The sequence below is a fragment of the Pseudoalteromonas sp. QJM3NY_22 genome (genome assembly GCF_056173065.1).
Genome location: NZ_CM149655.1, coordinates 4,014,981 through 4,035,233 on the forward strand (window position 1 = coordinate 4,014,981; position 20,253 = coordinate 4,035,233).

General features: G+C 40.7%; 19 protein-coding genes, 1 tRNA gene and 3 pseudogenes. 13 read left to right on the forward strand and 10 right to left on the reverse strand.

Features of this window, described 5'->3' with window-relative positions:
* Positions 1-211: 211 nt before the first annotated feature.
* The 7 genes from rplL to AC0VZ4_RS18585 form a co-directional block, all read right to left on the reverse strand.
* The gene (gene rplL, locus AC0VZ4_RS18555) at positions 212-574 is read right to left on the reverse strand and encodes a 50S ribosomal protein L7/L12 (protein WP_002958882.1); all 363 of its coding nucleotides are present in this window, start codon (positions 572-574) and stop codon (positions 212-214) included.
* Between the two features lie 74 nt (positions 575-648).
* Positions 649-1,143, reverse strand: coding sequence for a 50S ribosomal protein L10 (gene rplJ, locus AC0VZ4_RS18560; RefSeq protein ID WP_007378452.1), 495 nt, complete (start codon positions 1,141-1,143; stop codon positions 649-651).
* Between the two features lie 323 nt (positions 1,144-1,466).
* Positions 1,467-2,171, reverse strand: coding sequence for a 50S ribosomal protein L1 (rplA, locus tag AC0VZ4_RS18565; RefSeq protein WP_007378451.1), 705 nt, complete (start codon positions 2,169-2,171; stop codon positions 1,467-1,469).
* Between the two features lie 3 nt (positions 2,172-2,174).
* On the reverse strand, positions 2,175-2,603 hold the full coding sequence (gene rplK / locus AC0VZ4_RS18570) for a 50S ribosomal protein L11 (RefSeq protein ID WP_002958879.1): 429 nt from the start codon (positions 2,601-2,603) through the stop codon (positions 2,175-2,177).
* 212 nt (positions 2,604-2,815) lie between these two features.
* A complete protein-coding gene (nusG, locus tag AC0VZ4_RS18575) occupies positions 2,816-3,379 on the reverse strand; it encodes a transcription termination/antitermination protein NusG (RefSeq protein ID WP_007378450.1) in 564 nt (187 codons plus the stop codon).
* A gap of 4 nt (positions 3,380-3,383) precedes the next feature.
* A complete protein-coding gene (gene secE, locus AC0VZ4_RS18580; RefSeq protein WP_002958877.1) occupies positions 3,384-3,761 on the reverse strand; it encodes a preprotein translocase subunit SecE in 378 nt (125 codons plus the stop codon).
* Between the two features lie 131 nt (positions 3,762-3,892).
* Positions 3,893-3,969: transfer RNA gene (locus tag AC0VZ4_RS18585), tRNA-Trp, on the reverse strand.
* A gap of 260 nt (positions 3,970-4,229) precedes the next feature.
* On the opposite strand from AC0VZ4_RS18585, the gene AC0VZ4_RS18590 reads away from it, so the two are divergent.
* The 7 genes and pseudogenes from AC0VZ4_RS18590 to AC0VZ4_RS18620 all read left to right on the forward strand — a co-directional run.
* The gene (locus AC0VZ4_RS18590; protein WP_475440405.1) at positions 4,230-5,975 is read left to right on the forward strand and encodes a ligand-binding sensor domain-containing protein; all 1,746 of its coding nucleotides are present in this window, start codon (positions 4,230-4,232) and stop codon (positions 5,973-5,975) included.
* Positions 5,968-6,135 carry a two-component regulator propeller domain-containing protein gene (locus AC0VZ4_RS18595; protein ID WP_475440406.1) on the forward strand — a complete coding sequence of 56 codons (168 nt, stop codon included), beginning with the start codon at positions 5,968-5,970 and terminating at the stop codon, positions 6,133-6,135. The genes AC0VZ4_RS18590 and AC0VZ4_RS18595 overlap by 8 nt, the downstream gene beginning before the upstream one ends.
* Before the next feature lie 219 nt (positions 6,136-6,354).
* A pseudogene (locus AC0VZ4_RS18600) lies at positions 6,355-6,516 on the forward strand (triple tyrosine motif-containing protein); the annotation flags it as partial.
* A gap of 42 nt (positions 6,517-6,558) precedes the next feature.
* Complete coding sequence (locus AC0VZ4_RS18605) at positions 6,559-8,217, forward strand: hybrid sensor histidine kinase/response regulator transcription factor (RefSeq protein WP_475440407.1); 1,659 nt, start codon at positions 6,559-6,561, stop codon at positions 8,215-8,217.
* Between the two features lie 133 nt (positions 8,218-8,350).
* Positions 8,351-8,599, forward strand: a pseudogene (locus AC0VZ4_RS18610) (CsgG/HfaB family protein); the annotation flags it as partial.
* 87 nt (positions 8,600-8,686) lie between these two features.
* Positions 8,687-9,436, forward strand: a complete 750-nt coding sequence (locus AC0VZ4_RS18615) for an IS5 family transposase (protein ID WP_475439649.1) — start codon at positions 8,687-8,689, stop codon at positions 9,434-9,436.
* A gap of 14 nt (positions 9,437-9,450) precedes the next feature.
* Positions 9,451-10,335 (forward strand): annotated as a pseudogene (locus AC0VZ4_RS18620) (CsgG/HfaB family protein); the annotation flags it as partial.
* A 50-nt stretch (positions 10,336-10,385) separates the two neighbouring features.
* On the opposite strand, the gene AC0VZ4_RS18625 reads toward AC0VZ4_RS18620, so the two are convergent.
* Positions 10,386-11,234 (reverse strand): SPFH domain-containing protein, encoded by an 849-nt coding sequence (locus AC0VZ4_RS18625; protein WP_475440408.1) that lies wholly within the window; start codon positions 11,232-11,234, stop codon positions 10,386-10,388.
* 10 nt (positions 11,235-11,244) lie between these two features.
* On the reverse strand, positions 11,245-11,991 hold the full coding sequence (gene deoC / locus AC0VZ4_RS18630; protein WP_475440409.1) for a deoxyribose-phosphate aldolase: 747 nt from the start codon (positions 11,989-11,991) through the stop codon (positions 11,245-11,247).
* A 286-nt stretch (positions 11,992-12,277) separates the two neighbouring features.
* Here deoC and cysG point away from each other — a divergent pair, with 286 nt between their 5' ends.
* The 6 genes from cysG to cysQ are packed head-to-tail and all read left to right on the forward strand — an operon-like array spanning position 12,278 to position 19,240.
* Positions 12,278-13,705 carry a siroheme synthase CysG gene (gene cysG / locus AC0VZ4_RS18635; protein ID WP_101164434.1) on the forward strand — a complete coding sequence of 476 codons (1,428 nt, stop codon included), beginning with the start codon at positions 12,278-12,280 and terminating at the stop codon, positions 13,703-13,705.
* Positions 13,706-13,754: 49 nt separating this feature from the next.
* Complete coding sequence (gene cysD / locus AC0VZ4_RS18640) at positions 13,755-14,654, forward strand: sulfate adenylyltransferase subunit CysD (RefSeq protein ID WP_033029149.1); 900 nt, start codon at positions 13,755-13,757, stop codon at positions 14,652-14,654.
* Positions 14,654-16,078, forward strand: coding sequence for a sulfate adenylyltransferase subunit CysN (gene cysN / locus AC0VZ4_RS18645; RefSeq protein WP_475440410.1), 1,425 nt, complete (start codon positions 14,654-14,656; stop codon positions 16,076-16,078). The genes cysD and cysN overlap by 1 nt, the downstream gene beginning before the upstream one ends.
* Before the next feature lie 31 nt (positions 16,079-16,109).
* Positions 16,110-17,834, forward strand: coding sequence for an SLC13 family permease (locus AC0VZ4_RS18650; protein WP_002958871.1), 1,725 nt, complete (start codon positions 16,110-16,112; stop codon positions 17,832-17,834).
* 32 nt (positions 17,835-17,866) lie between these two features.
* Positions 17,867-18,460: an adenylyl-sulfate kinase gene (gene cysC, locus AC0VZ4_RS18655; RefSeq protein ID WP_475440411.1), complete on the forward strand. Its 594-nt coding sequence runs from the start codon at positions 17,867-17,869 to the stop codon at positions 18,458-18,460.
* A 9-nt stretch (positions 18,461-18,469) separates the two neighbouring features.
* A complete protein-coding gene (gene cysQ / locus AC0VZ4_RS18660) occupies positions 18,470-19,240 on the forward strand; it encodes a 3'(2'),5'-bisphosphate nucleotidase CysQ (RefSeq protein ID WP_475440412.1) in 771 nt (256 codons plus the stop codon).
* 321 nt (positions 19,241-19,561) lie between these two features.
* Here cysQ and AC0VZ4_RS18665 read toward each other — a convergent pair whose 3' ends face one another.
* Entirely contained in the window at positions 19,562-20,116 is a 555-nt protein-coding gene (locus AC0VZ4_RS18665) for a PHP domain-containing protein (protein ID WP_475440413.1), read from the reverse strand.
* Positions 20,117-20,253 lie beyond the last annotated feature (137 nt).

A 20,253-nucleotide genomic window follows, 5' to 3' on the forward strand; every position in this document is an offset into this window, starting at 1 on the left:
CAGCTATGCCAAGATTTTTACAACATTTAACTGTTGTTCTAATTAGATCCCACTTTAACACTAGCAAACTATAAAGCGTTGAAAGTAAAGAAAAAATCAGATTTTATTTGAACTAAAAGAGTGGATCACTCTATAGCGCAAAAAGGCCGGTGATTAAATAATCACCAGCCCTTGCCTGATTTCTCAGGCAGCGAACTTAGCAAAAGCTAAATTACTTAACCTCAACTTCAGCACCAGCTTCAGTAAGATCTTTTGCAAGTGCTTCAGCTTCTTCTTTAGATACACCTTCTTTAACAGGTGTAGGAGCAGCTTCAACAAGAGCTTTCGCTTCTTTAAGGCCAAGGCCAGTTGCGCTACGAACAGCTTTGATTGCAGAAACCTTGTTAGCGCCAGCGCCAGTAAGGATTACGTCAAATTCTGTTTTCTCTTCAGCAGCTTCAGCAGCTGGACCAGCTACCATTGCAGCTGCAGCAGTTACGCCGAATTTTTCTTCCATTGCTTCGATAAGAGCAACAACGTCCATTACTGACATTTCAGCAATTGCGTCAAGGATTTGGTCTTTAGATACAGACATTACAAATTTCCTAATAATTAACGGACATTACGTCCAAATAAATTTTACACCGAAAGTGATTAAACAGCTTAAAATTAAGCAGCTTGCTCTTCTTTCTGTAGACGTACTGCTTCAATTGTTTTACACAATTTGCCAGCAGACGCTTCTTTCATAGCACTCATTAAGCGTGCAACAGCTTCATCGTATGTAGGTAATGTAGCAAGCATTGCTGCATTAACAACATTTCCTTCAAAAGCGGCCGTTTTTATCTCGAATTTCTCATTCTTTTTCGCGAAATCTGAAAAGATACGCGCAGCAGCACCTGGGTGCTCTGATGAGAAAGCGATTAAGCTTGGACCAACAAATGAATCAGAAAGACACTCAAAATCTGTTCCTTCAAGAGCACGTTTTGCTAAAGTGTTACGGACAACTTTCATCCAAACACCGTTTGCACGAGCTTCTTTACGAAGGGCAGTAATTGCGCCAACTGTTACACCACGAGAATCTGCAACAACTGCAGATAGAGCACCATTGGCTGCTTCGTTGACTTCAGCAACTATTGCTTTTTTGCCTTGAAGATTTAAAGCCATGGGTGTTACTCCTGGTTTAATGGGGATACCGATTATCGGATTCCCCTGTTTTACTCTTCCCTACCAAACAAAGTAGAGATGCTTTTTACGGCGAGAGCCAGAAGGATTAGGAAAAATCTATCTGGGGTCTACACCGTCTACGTAGGTGAATATTAAGGCCGGAGCCACCTACGGTCTTGGACGGAAGCCCAATTTATCGTTAAACCCTAAGGCTTAACGAAATTATGGACCTCAACCCGAATTCTTTACTTTGCCGACTAATAAATTAATCAACAAAATGGCGCGAAATTATAGTACAAATTTCACGCCATGTAAACACTAAATTAAGCTACAGTTGTAGTTAAAGTGCTTTGGTCAACAGAAACACCTGCGCCCATTGTTGTAGAGATAGTTACTTTTTTCAAGTAAACACCTTTAGCTTGAGAAGGCTTAGCCTTCTTAAGTGCAACAATTAGTGACTCAAGGTTTTGTTGAAGTTGCTCAGCTGTGAAATCAACCTTACCAATAGTAGTATGGATGATACCATTCTTGTCATTACGGTAACGTACTTGACCAGCTTTAGCATTTTTAACTGCTTCTGCAACGTTAGGCGTTACAGTACCAGTTTTAGGGTTTGGCATTAGACCACGTGGGCCTAAGATTTGACCTAGTTGACCAACAACACGCATAGCGTCTGGTGATGCAACAACAACGTCAAAGTTCATCTCGCCTTTTTTAACTAGCTCAGCAAGATCTTCCATGCCTACTAATTCAGCACCAGCTTCTTTCGCAGCTTCTGCGTTAGCGCCTTGTGTGAATACAGCAACACGAACGTCGCGACCAGTACCGTTAGGTAGTACAGTAGCACCACGAACGTTTTGATCAGATTTACGAGCATCGATACCAAGGTTAACGGCAACGTCAACACTTTCTACGAATTTAGCTGTCGCTAACTCTTTTAAAAGAGCAACTGCTTCATTGATTTCGTAATCTTTTGTTACTTCCACTTTTTCGCGGATAGTACGCATACGTTTAGTTAATTTAGCCATTTCTTAGTCCTCTACGTTCAAGCCCATCGCACGCGCAGAACCTGCGATAGTGCGAACCGCTGCGTCCATATCGGCAGCTGTAAGGTCAGTTCGTTTTGTCTCAACGATCTCTTCAAGTTGAGCACGAGTTACTGTGCCTACTTTATCCGTGTTAGGACGGCCTGAGCCTGACTTGATACCAGCAGCTTTCTTAAGTAAGTAAGCAGCAGGTGGCGTTTTCATGTCGAACGTAAATGAACGGTCACCGTAAACAGAGATCACTACAGGAACTGGAGCGCCTTTTTCGATAGACTCTGTACGTGCGTTAAACGCTTTACAGAATTCCATGATGTTTACACCGTGTTGACCTAGTGCAGGACCTACTGGAGGACTAGGATTAGCCATACCAGCGGCAACTTGTAGCTTGATTAGAGCTTCAACTTTTTTAGCCATTATAAATACCTCATTTGGTGGGTCTCAGCCTTGTGCGCGCGAGGACGCGTACTCTAACGGCTTCCCAGTTTAAAAATTGGTTTCGTACTTTTTGCACAGTAAAAATAAATTTTACCTTAATACAAAAAGGCCGCTGATTATAAGATAATCAGCGGCCTTTTTCAAGCTTCGTGCCAAAATTTAAAAAATAGTGGCGAAGCTTTTTTAATCAATTACTTATCTTGTTCAACTTGACCAAATTCAAGCTCAACTGGCGTAGAACGACCAAAAATAAGTACAGAAACTTTTACGCGGCTTTTTTCGTAGTCAACTTCTTCAACTACACCACTGAAGTCTGCAAATGGTCCATCTGTAACGCGTACAACTTCACCTGGTTCAAATAATGTAGCAGGTTTAGGTGCTTCAGCATTTTCTTGTAAACGATTAAGAATGCGTTCTGCTTCTTTAGGACTAATTGGAGCTGGACGATCAGACGTTCCACCAATAAAGCCCATTACGCGTTCAGTGCTGTTCACTAAGTGCCAGCTTGCGTCGTTCATATCCATTTGTACTAATACATAACCTGGGAAGAATTTACGCTCAGACTTACGCTTTTGACCAGCACGCATCTCAACAACTTCTTCAGTTGGTACTAATATCTCACCAAAGCTCGCTTCAAGACCTTCAATTTTGATATGTTCAATTAACGTTTGTGCTACACGCTTTTCGTAACCAGAAAAAGCCTGTACTACGTACCAACGTAATTTAATTTCTTTGTTCTCGTTCTCATCCGACATGGGATCAGATCTCCAATCCAGTTAAAAAGCCAACAGCGCGGAATAAAATGCCATCTAATCCCCAAAGGATAAGTGCCATAATCACTGTTGCAACCATTACAATTAATGTCGTGTGGGTAGTTTCTTGGCGAGTTGGCCAAATAACTTTGCGTACTTCAATTCGAGCTTCTTTAGCGAAAGCAAGAAAGTTACGTCCCTTAAATGTTTGTGAGGCAATTGCTAATCCGGCCGCTATTGCAACAACAACGCCGATAGCACGTAGTAATACAGATTGATCTGCATACATATGATTACCAACAACTGCGCCTGCAAGTAGCGCGATTGCTACTAACCACTTTACTGACTCCATCGCACTTGATGGTGTTTCTACATTCGTGCTCATAATATTATTACCTTAACTACAGACACAACAACCCTACACTACGGCAGGGTTAATCCATTAAAATCTAAACTTAAAAACAGACTTAATTTAAACCGGTTTTTAATCTCAGACTACTCAATCACAAGTAAAACTGGCAGGGGCGGAGAGACTCGAACTCCCAACCATCGGTTTTGGAGACCGCTGTTCTACCAATTGGAACTACGCCCCTGCAAAGTGGATGCCTATTATACTTACGCAGTTCATTAACACAAGCCTAAAAGATACCCACAATGCAAAATCTCAACATTGCATTGAAAAATCAATCTTAACATTGATTAAAAAGCAGTTTATGATTGACCAGATACTCGGTTTTTACTTAGCCCACTAGGCTACAAAACTCTCGCCGCGACTAAATCGCCCCTAGATTGAACAAATTTCAATCCACAAAGGTCAACACACCCTAAGGGATTCACAAGAGATAGGAAGTCTGTGAAAGCAATTAAAACAATCATAAAATATAAAGTCATCAGCCTTTTATTATTATTTCATACTAGCTCGCTCGCCCTACCACTGTACTTAGATACATATACAAATGAACAAGGTTTATCTCAAAATTCAATCACCTGCAGTACCACTGATGAAAAGGGGTTTCATTGGTTTTCGACCCAAGGCGGCTTAAACCGATTCGATGGATATGAATTTAAACACTATAAATTCAATCCTTCACAATCGAGTATTTCAGGGAATTGGATTACAGACTGCCTGAATTTAGAAAACGGCCAACTTTGGTTTGCGACGACCAGCAACGGCCTCAACTTATTAAATACTGAAACAGGAAGTTTTAGTGTTTTTAACCAGTATTCAACCCCCTCTATTACAAACCAACGCATTTCAACAATAACCTCCAACTCCCCAGAAACAATTTGGATTGGTCACGATAAGGGGCAACTTACTCGGTTAAATACAAAAACAGGTACTACCGAGTTATTTTCTTATCAGGGCAAAAATCAATTAAATGTTGTTTTTAAAGATATGCTTTTTGATGATAAAAAAAACCTTTGGTTAGCAAGTAATATTGGGCTTATTAAGTTCGATTCAAAAACAAATCAGTTCACATACATACCTAATAGCCCTAAACAGCTCTGGCAATTAAAAAAAGCACCAAACGGCAAATTTATTATAGGAGGCAAAACTGGTCTAAGTGTTTTTGACTTAAACACACTCGCATTTTATAACTTTGAGCAACTCAAAAATGTTTGGGTAACTGATATGCTTATTGATGATGAAAAAAACCTATGGGTAAGCACTTATGGCCATGGTCTTTATTATCAAACTAAAGATATTTTATTAAGTAAACAGTTTCAGCAACTTACTTACTCTCCAAATTTAAAGCATGGCTTAGCTAACGACCACTTATTGTCACTTTACCAAGACCCTAAAGGGATTATTTGGATTGGTACAGATGGTTATGGGTTACATCGCTATGATAAAAGACAGATTCAGTTTGGTCATCAAAAGCATCAAAGCAATAACTCGGCTTCGATTTCGAATGACTTTGTAAGGGCAATACTCAAAGACAGTAACAACTTACTTTGGATTGGCACACGCGATGGTCTTAACAAGCAAACTAACAACGGTTTTAAACGTTATAAAGTGAATGAAAACATTACAGCAGGCTTAACTAACAACAATATATTTAGTCTTTATGAAGATGCCAAGAAACGCGTATGGATAGGCACATACGGCGGTGGTTTACTGCTTTATAACCCAGTTAATGATAGTTTTTCAGCTTTTACTATGCAAAGTCACCAACTCAGCAGTAACCGTATTTATGCAATCGAGGGCGACCATATTGGTAATTTGTGGCTGGGCAGTAATGAAGGATTAACGCGATTTAATCCCGATACATTGCAAGTTACACACTTTAAATACAGCGCAGATAAAAATAGCATCTCAAATAATACTGTTTTTAGTATTACTTATGACAGTGAGAACAACGCGATATGGGCTGGAACCCGCGTAGGATTAAATAAATTTTCTTTAAATGATGAAACTTTCACTCATTACCAAAGCGATCTTAAAAAGCCTAATAGTTTAACGCATGACATGGTTACATCCTTGCATTTACAAGATAAAAACACTTTATGGGTAGGTACTTTTGGCGGGTTAAATAAGTTAAATATCCAAACAAACAAACAAAGTAATAAACATTACAGAGTTCGATGGCTTGCTTAACGATAATATTTTTGCAATTAAACAAGACAGCAGCGGTTACTTGTGGCTAAGCAGTAATCAGGGGTTAACCCGTTACGCTCCTCAAACTCAACAAATGCAGCATTTTTTACCCGCAAACGGTATACAGCACCATTCTTTTATTTTAGGTGCCGCTTTTTAAGCAGATGACGGCGAGCTATTTTTTGGTGGTATTAACGGTTTTAATCAATTTGATCCGTTAAAACTAACCCTAGCAACCAAACCTCCAGAACCCGTTATTACAGACTTACTTATTTATAACCAGTCAGTCGCGACGCAGCAATATATAAAAACCAATACTCAAGCGGCTAAGCTTATAAGCTATACAGACAGACTCTTTTTTAAAGAAGAAGATGGTGCTATCGGTTTTAAGTTTTCTGCTTTAAACAGTGCAGAGCCCCCTTCTCAATACCAATATGCTTACAAGTTAGCTGGATTAGATAAGCAGTTCTTATACGCAAACAAAAATCAGAGGCAAGTTAGCTATTCTCAACTTCCCGCAGGAAGCTATCACTTTATTGTAAAAGTTAAAGACCAATACGGCCAATGGAGTGATGATAAAACGATGGTTGCGCTTACGGTTACTCCACCTTGGTGGAAGAACAATGTTGCTTATGTCACTTACATCATTATCGTATTATTTATAATGTGGTTAATTATAACAGCAAGGTATAGAGCTAAAGTTGCAGAGCAAGCAAACTTAAAAGAGAGAGAACTTAGCAGCTTAAAAACCCAGCTATTAGATAACGTTAGCCATGAACTTAAAACACCATTGAGCTTAATATTAGCGCCACTTGATAGTTTACTAAAAAGTCATAAAGATTCAGACACCCAACAAAAACTAGCGATGATTCAACGTAATAGCCATAAGCTATTGGACCAAACAAACCAACTTTTACAGCTCAATCAGCGCCCAAGCACTGCAGTGAAACACGTAACACCCTATGCTATAAATCCGGTAGTTGAACAATTAATCGAAGATTTCACTCCTTTATTTAAACAAAAAAATATTACGTTCGAGTTTGAAGATTTAACGCAAAAAAATATTCTCATTGAATTAGAGCCAAATCATACAGTTTCTATTATCAGTAACTTATTAAGTAACGCCCAAAAATACACCCCGAACGGAGGTAAAGTATTACTTCAGCTATTAACTCAAAAGCAAATATTAGCCGTCATAGTCTCAGACACTGGTGTTGGTATAGATAAAAAGCACCTCGAGGCAATTTTCCAACGATTTACACGCATAGATACGAGTAATCAAAGCGGTAGCGGTATTGGCTTAGCGCTGGTGAAGCAGCTAGTTGAGCAATATGGAGGAACTATTGAACTTAAAAGTGAATTAAACAAAGGCAGTTGTTTTACTGTTTCACTCCCAACAACTCAAATAGACAAAACCTCTAACCTTACAGCTCTTGCTGTATCTAAAAGCAATAATTTATGTGCAGTAAAAAACAATAAAATTCTTATTATCGAAGACAACGATGAAATGCGTGATTTACTAACGTCACTCTTTATTAGCAACTTCGTATGTATAAACGCCGTTAACGGAGAGCTAGGTTTAGCTTTATGTAAAAGCGAAATGCCTGACTTGGTAATAAGTGATGTAATGATGCCTGTTATGGATGGCTATCAGTTTATTAAAGCACTGCGCAGCGACACGGCTATTAGCCATATCCCGGTGTTATTACTTTCAGCAAAGGCTGATACGCGCAGCAAATTAAAGGGCCTGGACTTACTTGCTGATGATTATTTAAGTAAACCCTTCGAACCACAGCTGTTATTAAGCCGCGTTCAAGGATTATTAACGATTAGAGAAGTACTCAATCAGAATTTAAAACAACAACTACCTGCTTTATCACAAACAATCGAGCTCGACCCACAAATGGCGCAAAGTAAAGATTATGTATTTACCGAACGTGTAAAAACGATAGTAAAAGAGCATTATCAAGACGAAGCGTTTAACGTGGAAGAATTTGCAGCTGCGCTTTATCTTAGCCCTCGCGCTTTACAATTAAAAATGAAAGCCTTGTACAACCTAACACCAAGCGATTACATTCGAAACATTCGCTTAGAATTTGCACAAGAGCTTTTAAAAAATAGTGAGCTTGCGATTGGCTTAGTAGCACAGCAAGTTGGCTTTAATTCACAAAGCTACTTTGCCCGCTGCTTTAAATCAAAATATAACATGTCCCCAAAACAGTTTCGTGAAAAATCCTCATAAATTTCGCCTGTGTGACTAAATATTTCGCACCAGTACTATTCTTAACCTACTGATTTAAATAAATTAACATGAATATAAATATTGAAGGAAATGCACAACATTTCCTTTAAGCATATTAATTAAGGACAGTCATATGTTAAAAGCACCACAAAAACTATTATTAACGGCACTATTAACGACCACTCTGAGCGCTTGTCAAAGCACCTCTACAAATGTCACTTCAGGTCAAAACTCACCAGACATAAATGCAGTTGCACAAGAACAATACAATGGCCCTAAAGCTCGTATTGCTGTTGCACGCTTTACCGATAAATCTAACAACTCAAAATGGTGGCGCAAAGAAATAGGCGACGGTATGGCTGATCAATTAACTACGGCTCTAGGGGCTGTTGATCTTTGTTTGAATTTTGTGCGTAAGCGGTAATCTCGTATAATTTACTTCGCCAAAAACAAACCTTACGAGATTACCATGCCCCGATTAATGCTCACTGATAAGTTGTGGTCGAAGCTAAAATCAATTTTGCTTGAAGATAGAGTTTATAACAAGCTTGAACACAGACAAACGATGGAAGGAATTTTATATCGCTTACGTGTTGGTTGCCCATGGCGTGACCTCCCTGAGTGTTTTGGTTTATGGAATACTATTTACCGCCGATTTCTACTTTGGTCTAAAAAAGGAATATTAATAAGGTTGTTCAAATCATTATCCGCCAATAGTGACACTGAGTGGGAATTCATTGATGGCAGTTATGTTAAAGCACATCAACACAGTACAGGTGCTGCGTCTCAACAAGAACAAGCGATAGCATTAAGTCGTGGCGGTAATACAAGTAAAATTCATTTAGCTGTTGATAGTTATGGCTTACCAATTGAATTTATTATTACAGGCGGCGATGTTCATGATAGTAAAGTGGCAAATGAACTGATTGAATTATTGCCCCAAGGCGATTTTGTTATCGCAGACAAAGGCTATGATAGTGAAGTCATTAGAAATAAGGTTCGAGAGAGAAACTCAAGCCCAGTGATCCCTAGAAAGAAAAACTCAAAAACAGGTAATGGTGATATTGATTGGTGCTTATATAAATATAGGCATTTAGTTGAAAATGCCTTTGCAAGGCTAAAGCACTTCCGTGCTATAGCGACAAGGTACGATAAATTGAAATTACAGTTTGAGAGTATGTTAGCGCTGGCATGTGCAATGATTTGGCTACCAATGTGAAAGATCAACAGCCCCTAGTATCAACAAACCGCTTTATTGTTTTAGAGCGCCAAGCGCTTGATGCTGTTTTATCAGAACAAGACCTAGCAGCCTCAGGTCGCGTTAGCGCTTCATCGGGTGCTGCTTATGGCGAGATTGAAGGTGCTGAAATAGTCGTGATTGCTGCGGTAACAGAATTTGATGACGATAGCTCTGGTGCAAGTGTTGGCAGTGGCGGCTTTATCGGTGATGTATTTAGCTCTGTATCTGCCGGTTTTTCGGGTTCACATATGGCAATTGATCTACGCCTTATAGATACTCGCACATCACGCATTTTAGCTGCAACGAGTGTTGAAGGGGGTAGTAAAGATTTTGATTTCACAGGCGCTGCAACCAATTTTGGTGGCGCACTCGTTGGTGGCAATATTAGTGGATGGTCTGATACCCCTAAAGAAAAAGCCCTGCGTGAAGTTATTATTAAAGCGGTTGAGTTTTTAGAAACTAAAATTCCAGATACCTACTATCGCTATAACAGTAACAACACGTTAGCACCGGGTTACACTGCGCCGCCACCAGCTACTAAACGCGCAAAAGCAGCCAGCAAGAGCGCTGTAACAGTTGATGTACCCACTCATAGAATGCCGCATTATGAAAAAATGGATTTAGCAATGTCACGCCTAAGCTTAGTTTGTTTGGGTTACCTAAGAAATCAGCCTGACTACGAAGAGTTTGAAACACAAGATGTTGAATACGATCGTAAAACAGTTATCGCGCTTCGTGAGTATCAGCAAGACAAAAAACTCAAAGTAACCGGTTTAGCTGATGAAACAACTAAAAAGTCACTTGATGACAGTGGTTGTATTGCCAAAACGAACAAATCTAGCCTCGAAAGTATAGGCAACATGTTTAAGTTTAATTAATGACTTTGGCTTGGGTAGCTAATAAAAAGAGCTACCCAAGTACTCACTATCTAGTTAGCGCCTTTAACAAGTGGTACTCCGTTATTACCTACCGGAATATAAACAGTTGTATGATTAGGTGACTCAGCCATTTTTATTTGTGCATTAATAGCTTCATGTTGAATGTAATTAGCTGTTAGTGTTGCGTTAATGATCTTCTGAGCTTGAGCAATCCCTTTGGCTTCTTCAACCCTAATTTCAGCGTCTTTTTTGGCAATCTCTTTTTGTGTTTCTTTTTCCGATAATAGCTGCTGAGCTGCCAATTTTTTCTCAACTGCATTAGCAACAATATCGGGGTAATTAATATTGCCTACTACAACGTTTGCAAGTTTAAACGGCGTTGTCGATAAATAACTTTGCAGGCGCAGAGTCACTTCCTTCGCAATTTTCTCACGATTTGTTTTAAGCTCGCCACTATCGTATTTTTGTACTGTATCGCGCACATACGTTCTGAAAGTTTCACGTACAAAGCGTTTATACCAATTTTCGGCGCCGTACTGCTCTACCACAGTTTTAACAGTGCCACTCTCAATAGCAATAACAGCATGAAAATCAAATTTAATATTTAAATCATCATTCGCTAAGATTCTAAATGTCTCGGTATATGTATTAGGTCGCATATCGATGTTTACCACTTCATTTCGCAGTAACGACATACCGTAATTAGATGGGCCCTTCATTGTACCTTGATAACCACCTTCACCAAATACACGCGGCTTTTCGAATACGTAGCCTTCTTCACCTGCGGGTGTGCTTGGGTTAGTGCATGCAGTTAATCCAAAACCAACGACTCCTACAACCAATGCACCTTTAAATAGGTTATTAAACAATGTTTGTGTCCCGGATTTTCTTGCTCTCATCATCTTTCCTTTAATTACTTTTTAATATTGTATAAACGTCACTTAACAAGCTTGAAGCACCAAACCTAAATGTATTTGCTTGCAAATAATCATCACCCATTATCGCGCGTGCAAGTGCTAAATAATCACTAGCATCGGCCACTGTTTTAACACCACCGGCGGCTTTAAAGCCAACATGCTTACCAGTATTTTTAATTGCACTGAGCATAATTTTTGTTGATTCAAGCGTGGCATTTACAGCGACTTTACCCGTACTGGTTTTTACAAAATCAGCACCGCCTTTAATTGCCAATTGAGTAGCCTGTGTTATTAGCGCTTCGGTTTTAAGTTCACCGCTTTCAATTATTACTTTTAGCTGGGCGCGTGACCCACACGCTTTTTTACTTTCGCTTACATAGTTAAGTACAGTTTGAGCATCGCCCGCGATTAACTTTTTATAAGGAATAACCAAATCAATCTCATCAGCACCGCGCTCTATTGCAATAAGTGTTTCGTTAATTACATCACTTATTGGTGCATCACCCGTTGGGAAGTTAGTGACTGTTGCAACTTTTACGTGGTTAAGCCCACGTGCTGCGAGTGCTATTTTTGCATCATCAACAAAGTCGCTATAAACACATACTGCAGCAGGTGTACCTAAGGTAGGGTTTATGCTATCAACAAGTGCTTGAATGCTTTTGGTTGTATCGCTGGTATTTAAGCTTGTTAAATCCATCAGTGCGACTGCTAATGCAGCTTCTTTTTGTTGTTGTGTCATTAGAGCTCCGTTACTTCTTGAGTACAAAATTTGATATGCCTCCATATTAACAAATAAAACCAAACTCGCTATAGCTCATAACCAAACACTATAAGCTGATTATTTTACTTGTAACTCGTCGCAATCCCTTGTTAACTAACTCTTAGGCCTAAAAAGCCCACCTATTATAACTTTTGGTTATATCAACTTGGTTTTAATTATTTTTTACTTATTGATAGCCGCTATATTCTGCTTATCAGAATAAAGCGTTTTCTTATATTTGAATTTGTTTAGGGGTCTTATTAACGTGCAGTATTTACCTATCTTTACCAAACTCGACAACAAACCAGTATTGGTTGTTGGCGGTGGAGAGGTCGCATTACGCAAATGTCGCGCGTTTTTAAAAGCGAGAGCAAGCGTTACTTTAGTAGCACCTTGGTTTTGCGACGAACTAAAAGAGCATGCACATAATAATGAAGTAACGCTTATTGATGCTTATTTTGATGAATCGCACCTTGATGGCAAAATGCTTGTTATTGCAGCAACCGACCGCGATGAAGTAAACAACAACGTATTTGAACTTGCCAATGCCCGCAATGTATTTGTAAACGTGGTTGATGACCAACCTAAATGTACGTTTATATTTCCATCCATTGTTGATCGCGACCCAATTACGATTGCTATATCAAGTGCAGGCACAGCGCCGGTACTTGCACGTCGCTTACGCGAAAAGCTCGAAACCCTTATTCCGCATCATATTGGCCCACTTGCAACACTTGTCGGTGGCTTTAGAGACAAAGTAAAAAAACGCTTTAAGCATTTTTCAGACCGCCGCCAATTTTGGGAAGGCGTGTTCGACTCATCTGTCGTCAGTAAAGTACAAACCGGCGATACCCAAGCCGCACAGCAGCAACTAGAGCAAATGCTAGATGCTAAAGCAGAGCCTGAAGGCGAAGTATATGTAGTAGGTGCAGGCCCTGGCGATCCAGAGCTTTTAACACTTAAAGCACTGCAACTTATGCAACAAGCCGACGTCGTCGTTTATGACTTTTTAGTCTCTGACGAAATTATGGAATTAGTGCGCCGCGATGCTGACCTTATTTGTGTAGGCAAACGTTTAGGCGATCATAGTGTTGTTCAAGACGACACCAACCAAATGCTGGTTGACCTTGCTAAACAAGGCAAAAAAGTGTGCCGCATTAAAGGTGGCGATCCGTTTATTTATGGCCGTGGTGGCGAAGAAGTACAAGTACTGGCTGCTAACAACGTAAATTATCAAATTGTACCGGGTATTACAGCCGCTGCAGGTTGTAGTGCTTATGCGGGTATTCCGCTTACGCATCGTGACCATGCACAAGCCATCCAATTTGTAACTGGCCACTGTAAAAAAGACGGTCAAGAACTTGATTGGCAATCGCTGGCAAAAGCAAATCAAACGCTGGCTATTTACATGGGCGTAATTAAGTCGCCGCACATACAAAGCGAGCTTTTAAAACATGGCCGCAAAGCCGACACACCAGTTGCCATTATCGAAAACGGTACACGCAAAAATCAGCGTGTAGTAACAGGCCAATTAGGCGAACTTGCCGACTTAATCCAGCGCAACAGCATTATATCGCCTGCGTTACTCATTATTGGTGAAGTAGCCGCCCTGCACTCGCAACTAGCGTGGTTTGGGAAAAACGAACAAACAAGCAGCTTTGCACAGCCGCTAACAGATGTATCAAATACATAACCGAATTTTAAATTTGTAACTTTTAATCATTTTAGTAGGACGACTAACAATGGCTTTAACTCACCTTCAGCAACTTGAAGCTGAAAGTATCAAAATCATGCGCGAAGTCGCCGCTGAGTTTGAGAACCCAGTAATGCTTTACTCTATTGGTAAAGATTCGTCGGTACTTTTGCACTTAGCGCGTAAAGCATTTTACCCTGCAAAAATTCCGTTTCCGTTATTACACGTAGACACCAACTGGAAGTTTCGTGAAATGATTGAGTTTCGCGACCGTATAGCTAAAGAATACGGCTTTGATCTACTGGTACACAAAAATCCAGAAGGCATTGAAATGGGTGTAGGCCCGTTTACGCATGGCTCGGGTAAACATACTGACATAATGAAAACCCAAGGCTTAAAGCAAGCACTTAACAAATATGGTTTTGATGCTGCATTTGGTGGCGCACGCCGAGACGAAGAAAAATCACGCGCAAAAGAGCGTGTTTATTCATTCCGCGACAAACACCACCGTTGGGACCCTAAAAACCAACGTCCTGAGCTTTGGAACACCTATAACAGCCAAGTTAATCCGGGCGAAAGCATTCGTGTTTTCCCGTTGTCTAACTGGACTGAGCTTGATATTTGGCAATACATTTATCAAGAAAACATCGACATGGTACCGCTTTATCTAGCAAAAGAGCGCCCTGTTGTTGAGCGCGACGGCACTTTAATTATGGTTGACGATGAGCGTATGCCACTTAATGAAGGTGAAGTACCGCAAATGAAATCTGTACGTTTTCGTACATTAGGCTGCTACCCACTTACCGGTGCAGTTGAGTCAACAGCCAGTACTTTAACCGAAATTATTGAAGAAATGCTGCTATCTACGTCATCTGAACGTGAAGGTCGTGTTATTGATCATGATTCAGCCGGCTCAATGGAGAAGAAAAAACGTGAGGGGTATTTTTAATGTCTAGCCAAAATAACGATACATTTAACGAAGTAAAAGAAATAGGCATAGACGCCTACCTAGCACGCCAACAAGATAAAAGCTTATTACGCATGCTTACCTGTGGCAGCGTAGATGACGGTAAATCAACATTGATTGGCCGCCTACTGCACGACAGCCACCAAATTTATGAAGATCAGCTTGCTGCCCTTCATAAAGATAACGAAAAAGTAGGTAATGCAGGTGAAGATCTTGACCTTGCTTTATTAGTTGATGGCCTACAAGCTGAGCGCGAGCAAGGCATTACCATTGACGTAGCGTACCGTTACTTTTCAACGGCTAAGCGTAAATTTATTATTGCCGACACACCTGGGCACGAGCAATACACGCGTAACATGGTAACAGGTGCATCAACAAGCGATGTAGCCATTATTTTGGTTGATGCGCGTTACGGCGTGCAAGTACAAACCAAGCGCCATAGCTTTATTTGTGACTCGCTTGGCATTAAGCAGTTTGTTGTTGCCGTTAATAAAATGGATATCGTTGATTTTGACGAAACCGTGTATGAAAAAATTAAGGCCGATTACCTTAAATTTGCTGAGCAACTTAACGTATCAAACATTAAGTTTGTGCCTATGTCGGCGCTTAAAGGCGACAACGTAGTAACGCGTTCTGCTCATACACCGTATTACACCGACAAGCCGCTACTAGAATTACTAGAAGATTCGCCAGCAGCCGAAACAGATACAGGCTTTGAAGCGCGCCTACCTGTGCAATATGTCGTGCGCCCTAACTTAAACTTCCGTGGTTTTCAGGGCACACTTACATCGGGCAAGATACATGTAGGCGATGCAATAAAAGTATTACCGTCGGGTAAAACATCAAGCATTAAAGAAATTGTTACCTTTGATGGCAACCTAGATAGCGCACAAGCAGGCCAAGCAATTACCGTTACCCTAAATAACGAAATTGATATTAGCCGAGGGGATGTAATAGTACCTGCAAACTCAACGGCCGCTGTTACTAACCAGCTGCAAGCTAAAATTGTGTGGATGCATGAATCGCCCTTAGTATTAGGTAAAAGCTATAACCTAAAACTAGGTAGCAAAAACACCTCAGCTATTGTTAAAAAGATTGACTACACAATTGATGTAAACACGCTTGAGCACGGCACTAGCGACACACTGCAGCTAAACGAAATTGCGATTGTAACGCTTGAACTAACCGAAACTATTTTGGCAGACGAGTACCACAGCAATCACGAAACAGGCTCGTTTATCCTAATCGATCGCTTATCAAACCTAACTGTTGCTGCCGGTATGATTGAACAAGTACTGCAAAGCCAAGCACAGCAAAGTAACTTTAGCGAATTTGAAGTTGAATTTAACAGCTTAGTACGCAAGCACTTCCCACATTGGCAAGCGCTTGATATTTCTAAGTTATAAGTTAACTTTAGCCTGTTAGGAATTTAAAAGCATGGTAGAACAGCTCGTTTTAACAGGCATTATGCTTACCTTAGTCGGGTGCCTTTTTGGCACCCGTATTAATCCAGCATGGTTATTTGTAAGCGCTATTGGCACCAGCTACTTAGCAGGGCTAATCGATCTTGAAAGTATGTTAGTTAACTACGCTAACCCGTCGCTTATCACCTTAGTACTATTGGTGTTAGTGTCAACCGCAATAGAAAAAACCACCCTAATTCAAAAGTTAGCGCAATCGCTATCTAAAGGTAGTTTAGTAAAATCGGTAACAAAATTGGGGTTATCAACCGCCTTTTTATCGTCGTTCACTAACAATACCGCCGTTGTTGCATCGCTTATTACCGCGATAAAAGACAACCCTAATCACTCCCCTTCAAAGCTATTATTACCGCTGTCGTACACTGCTATTTTGGGCGGCACCATTACGCTTATTGGTACATCAACCAACTTAATCGTCAATGGCTTTGCAGTAGATGCGGGCATGGAACCGCTGGGCTTTTTTGACTTTACCTTAGTGGGTTTGGGCGCGCTAAGCGTAGGCCTAATTACCATTTTAGTAATGCTTAAATACTTACCCGACAACGGTAAAAGCGACCAAGAAGTCGTGCCTTTTTACCTAGAAGGTAAAGTACAAGCAAGCTCAAAATTAATAGGCCAAACCGTAGAAGAAAACGGCCTGCGTGATTTAAAAGACTTATTCCTCGCTGAAATCATTCGCGACGGGAGCCGCATTTGCGCAGTCACTCCACAGCAAATTATTCAAAAAGACGACGTGCTGCTGTTTGTAGGTGACATAAAATCGGTGCCATTACTTACCCGTTTCGACGGCCTAAAAGTAGTGCACGAAAATCATCAAAAAGACATAGAACACTTAGTAGAAGTAGTCGTAAGTCAATCTTCAAAATTTATTGGCAAAACCGTAAAAGAAGCCCGCTTTAGAGAGCAATTTCATGCTGCTGTTATTGCCATTCGCCGTGGGCACGACCGCTTACAAGGCGGCCTTGGGCAAGTGCAATTACAAGCTGGCGACTCACTTATACTCGCACCAGGCAAAAACTTTTACACTTTGCCTAATTTAAAGCGCGAATTTGTGTATATTTCAGGGTTTGACTTACAAGCCCACCTTGCGCCTAAACAATCAAACATTGTGTTACTAAGCTTTGCCGCAGTACTGGGTTTAAGCATTATTGGCATAGTGCCGCTGGTTAAAGGCTTATTAGTATTACTGATTGGCTTAATGCTCAGTGGCACCATAAAACTTAACGAAGTAAAACGCCGTTTTCCTATCGAGTTATTGGTGGTTGTAGGTAGCGCCATTGGCCTTGCTAAATTAATGATAGGCACCGGACTTGCCGGGCAAATATCCGACGCCATGTTTATGGTACTTGGGGATTTTGGCCCGTACGGCGCGTTTATAGCTATATTTTTAATGACCGTATTATTTACCGAGCTTATTACTAATAACGCAGCAGCTGCCTTGTCGTTCCCTGTTGCTTACTCGCTCGCGGTTGGTTTTAATGTAGACCCGCTACCGTTTATTATGGCGGTTGCCTTTGGCGCATCAGCCAGCTTTATATCGCCATTTGGGTATCAAACTAATCTAATGGTTTATAGCGCGGGTAACTATCGCTTAAAAGATTACATAGTGATGGGCTTACCCCTTTCTATTATTTATTCAATCACGGTATTAACCCTGATCCCGCTGGTATTTCCGTTTTAATACCTGCGCTCACAGCATAAGAGACTCTCACTATGGATGAAAATATAGTTTGGCATAACTACGCAACTACAAAAGCACAGCGTAGTGAGCAAAAAAAACATAAGCCCGCTATTTTATGGTTTACCGGCTTTTCAGGCTCTGGCAAAAGTACCGTAGCAAACGCACTAGAAGCCGCGCTTAATCAGCAAGGTACGCACACTTACCTGCTTGATGGCGACAACGTACGCCACGGTTTATGTAAAGACCTAGGCTTTAGCGACGAAGACCGCATTGAAAACATACGCCGCGTAGGCGAAACCGCAAAACTAATGACCGACGCTGGCTTGTTAGTACTTACTGCGTTTATATCGCCTTTTAGAGCGGAACGCGACATGGTGCGCAGCTTAGTAGATAACGGCGAATTTATCGAAGTCTTTATCGATACCCCACTGGATGTATGCGAAAGCCGCGATCCAAAAGGCTTATACAAAAAAGCCCGCGCTGGAGAGATAAAACACTTCACTGGTATCGATTCAAGCTACGAAGTGCCAAATAATCCAGAAATAATTTTAGATACAAGTAAAAACACCCTAGACCAATCGGTTACACAACTGATAACGTATCTAAAACAAAAGCACATAATATAGGTTAACCCCATGAATCAAACCGAACTGCTAGAAGAAACCCTCATCCTTGCCCGCAAAGCAGGCCAAGCGATAATGGGAATTTACGAAAAGGATTTTAACGTTGAGTACAAAGCCGATGAAAGCCCCGTAACCGACGCCGATTTAGCAGCTCATAAATTGATTGTGGCAGGGCTTCAACAGCTCACACCTGATATTCCAATACTCAGTGAAGAAAACGCCGACATAAGCTGGGATGTACGCCAAACGTGGAAAAGCTACTGGTTAGTTGATCCAATCGACGGCACTAAAGAATTTATTAAAAAGAACGGTGAATTTACCGTAAACATCGCCCTAATTAAAAACGGCATTCCTATTTTAGCCGTAGTTGATGCACCTGCACTCGGCGTATCGTACTTAGCCGCCGAAGCAATTGGCGCTTTTAAAGATAAAGGCGATGAGCGAATTGAGCTTAAAGTAACGACTAAACCTAACAAAGGGTTAATTCGTGTTGTAGGTAGCCGCTCGCACCCATCATCCGATTTAGCCGAGTTTGTAAAACGCTTTGACGACGTTGAAATGGTGTCTAAAGGCAGCTCACTTAAACTGTGTTTAGTCGCTGAAGGCAGCGCCGATATTTACCCGCGCTTAGGTCCAACTTGCGAATGGGATACAGGAGCAGGCCATGCCATCGCCGAAATAGCCGGTGCTAAAGTCACTAAGCTTGATGGCAGCCCGCTTATTTATAACACTAAAGATGAGTACCTGAATCCGTATTTTATTGTGAGTGCGATAGAAGAGTAAGCGCCTAGAGCTGTTAGCGGTTAATTTAAAAGCAGCTCAGCGTTAAATTATTTGTAGGTCGGGATTTATCCCGTCATTTTGTCAGGCTAAAGCCAGACCTACAAAAGAGCTGCACCGCAAGTACAAACACTGTATTTCGTGGGGATACATTTAGCTCTGATAACCAATATGACATTCAGCGAAACCCAGAATGCTGAGCCATAAGCTGCATATTCCGCCTCGTAGGAGATGGCTTTAGCCACGAAAAAGCCTGCACTGTATTCTATTTGAAAAAACAATTTCACCGCAGAGCTCGCCGAGGCGCTTCGCTGCACAGAGCGATTACAACGCCTCAGAAAAACTTAAGTTTTTTATTGCCAAATCGATATCTGATTTATTTTCTTGATTATCTTTAAGCTCTGCAAGTATCTGTAAAATGTTTTCTCTCTGCCCAGGTGAAAGGTCTGAAAAATGCTCTTGCAAATGTTTAATTGTTAAATGTTGGTACGGTACTGGTCTAACTAAAAACTCAACAGTCCGTGTATTTTTATTTTTGATTACAACTTCTAATAGATTTTTCATTAGCCTATTTAAAAAGTTAAATTCACCATCGGCTAACTGCGAAAAAGCTATAAAACTTAGGCACACATACAAAGATTGTTCAGATAACTTATGCGCATTTTCATTTAAAAAATTAACTATATTAAGACCTTGAAAAAGCGCATTACTATGACTTGCAGCTTCCTTTCTTTCTACTTCATCTTTAATGTCCACATAATTTCTATTCAAATCCTTTATTTTAATTTTCCCTTCAAAACTTCGCTGTAATCTTTCCAATTGTCGTTCAAGCAACTTTTCTCCGCTTTCTAATTCAACTAGGGTCTGTTGATCTTTCAAGGTTAAATTTGCAGCAGTCTGTTTGGTATTTAGGCAAGGCAGAGCCTATGTAGTGTGGTTATTCCCCATAAATGGGCGATAACGTAGCATTAATGCCAAACAGGCGCAGCCCAAAGGGTTCTTTCTAGGGGCTATTT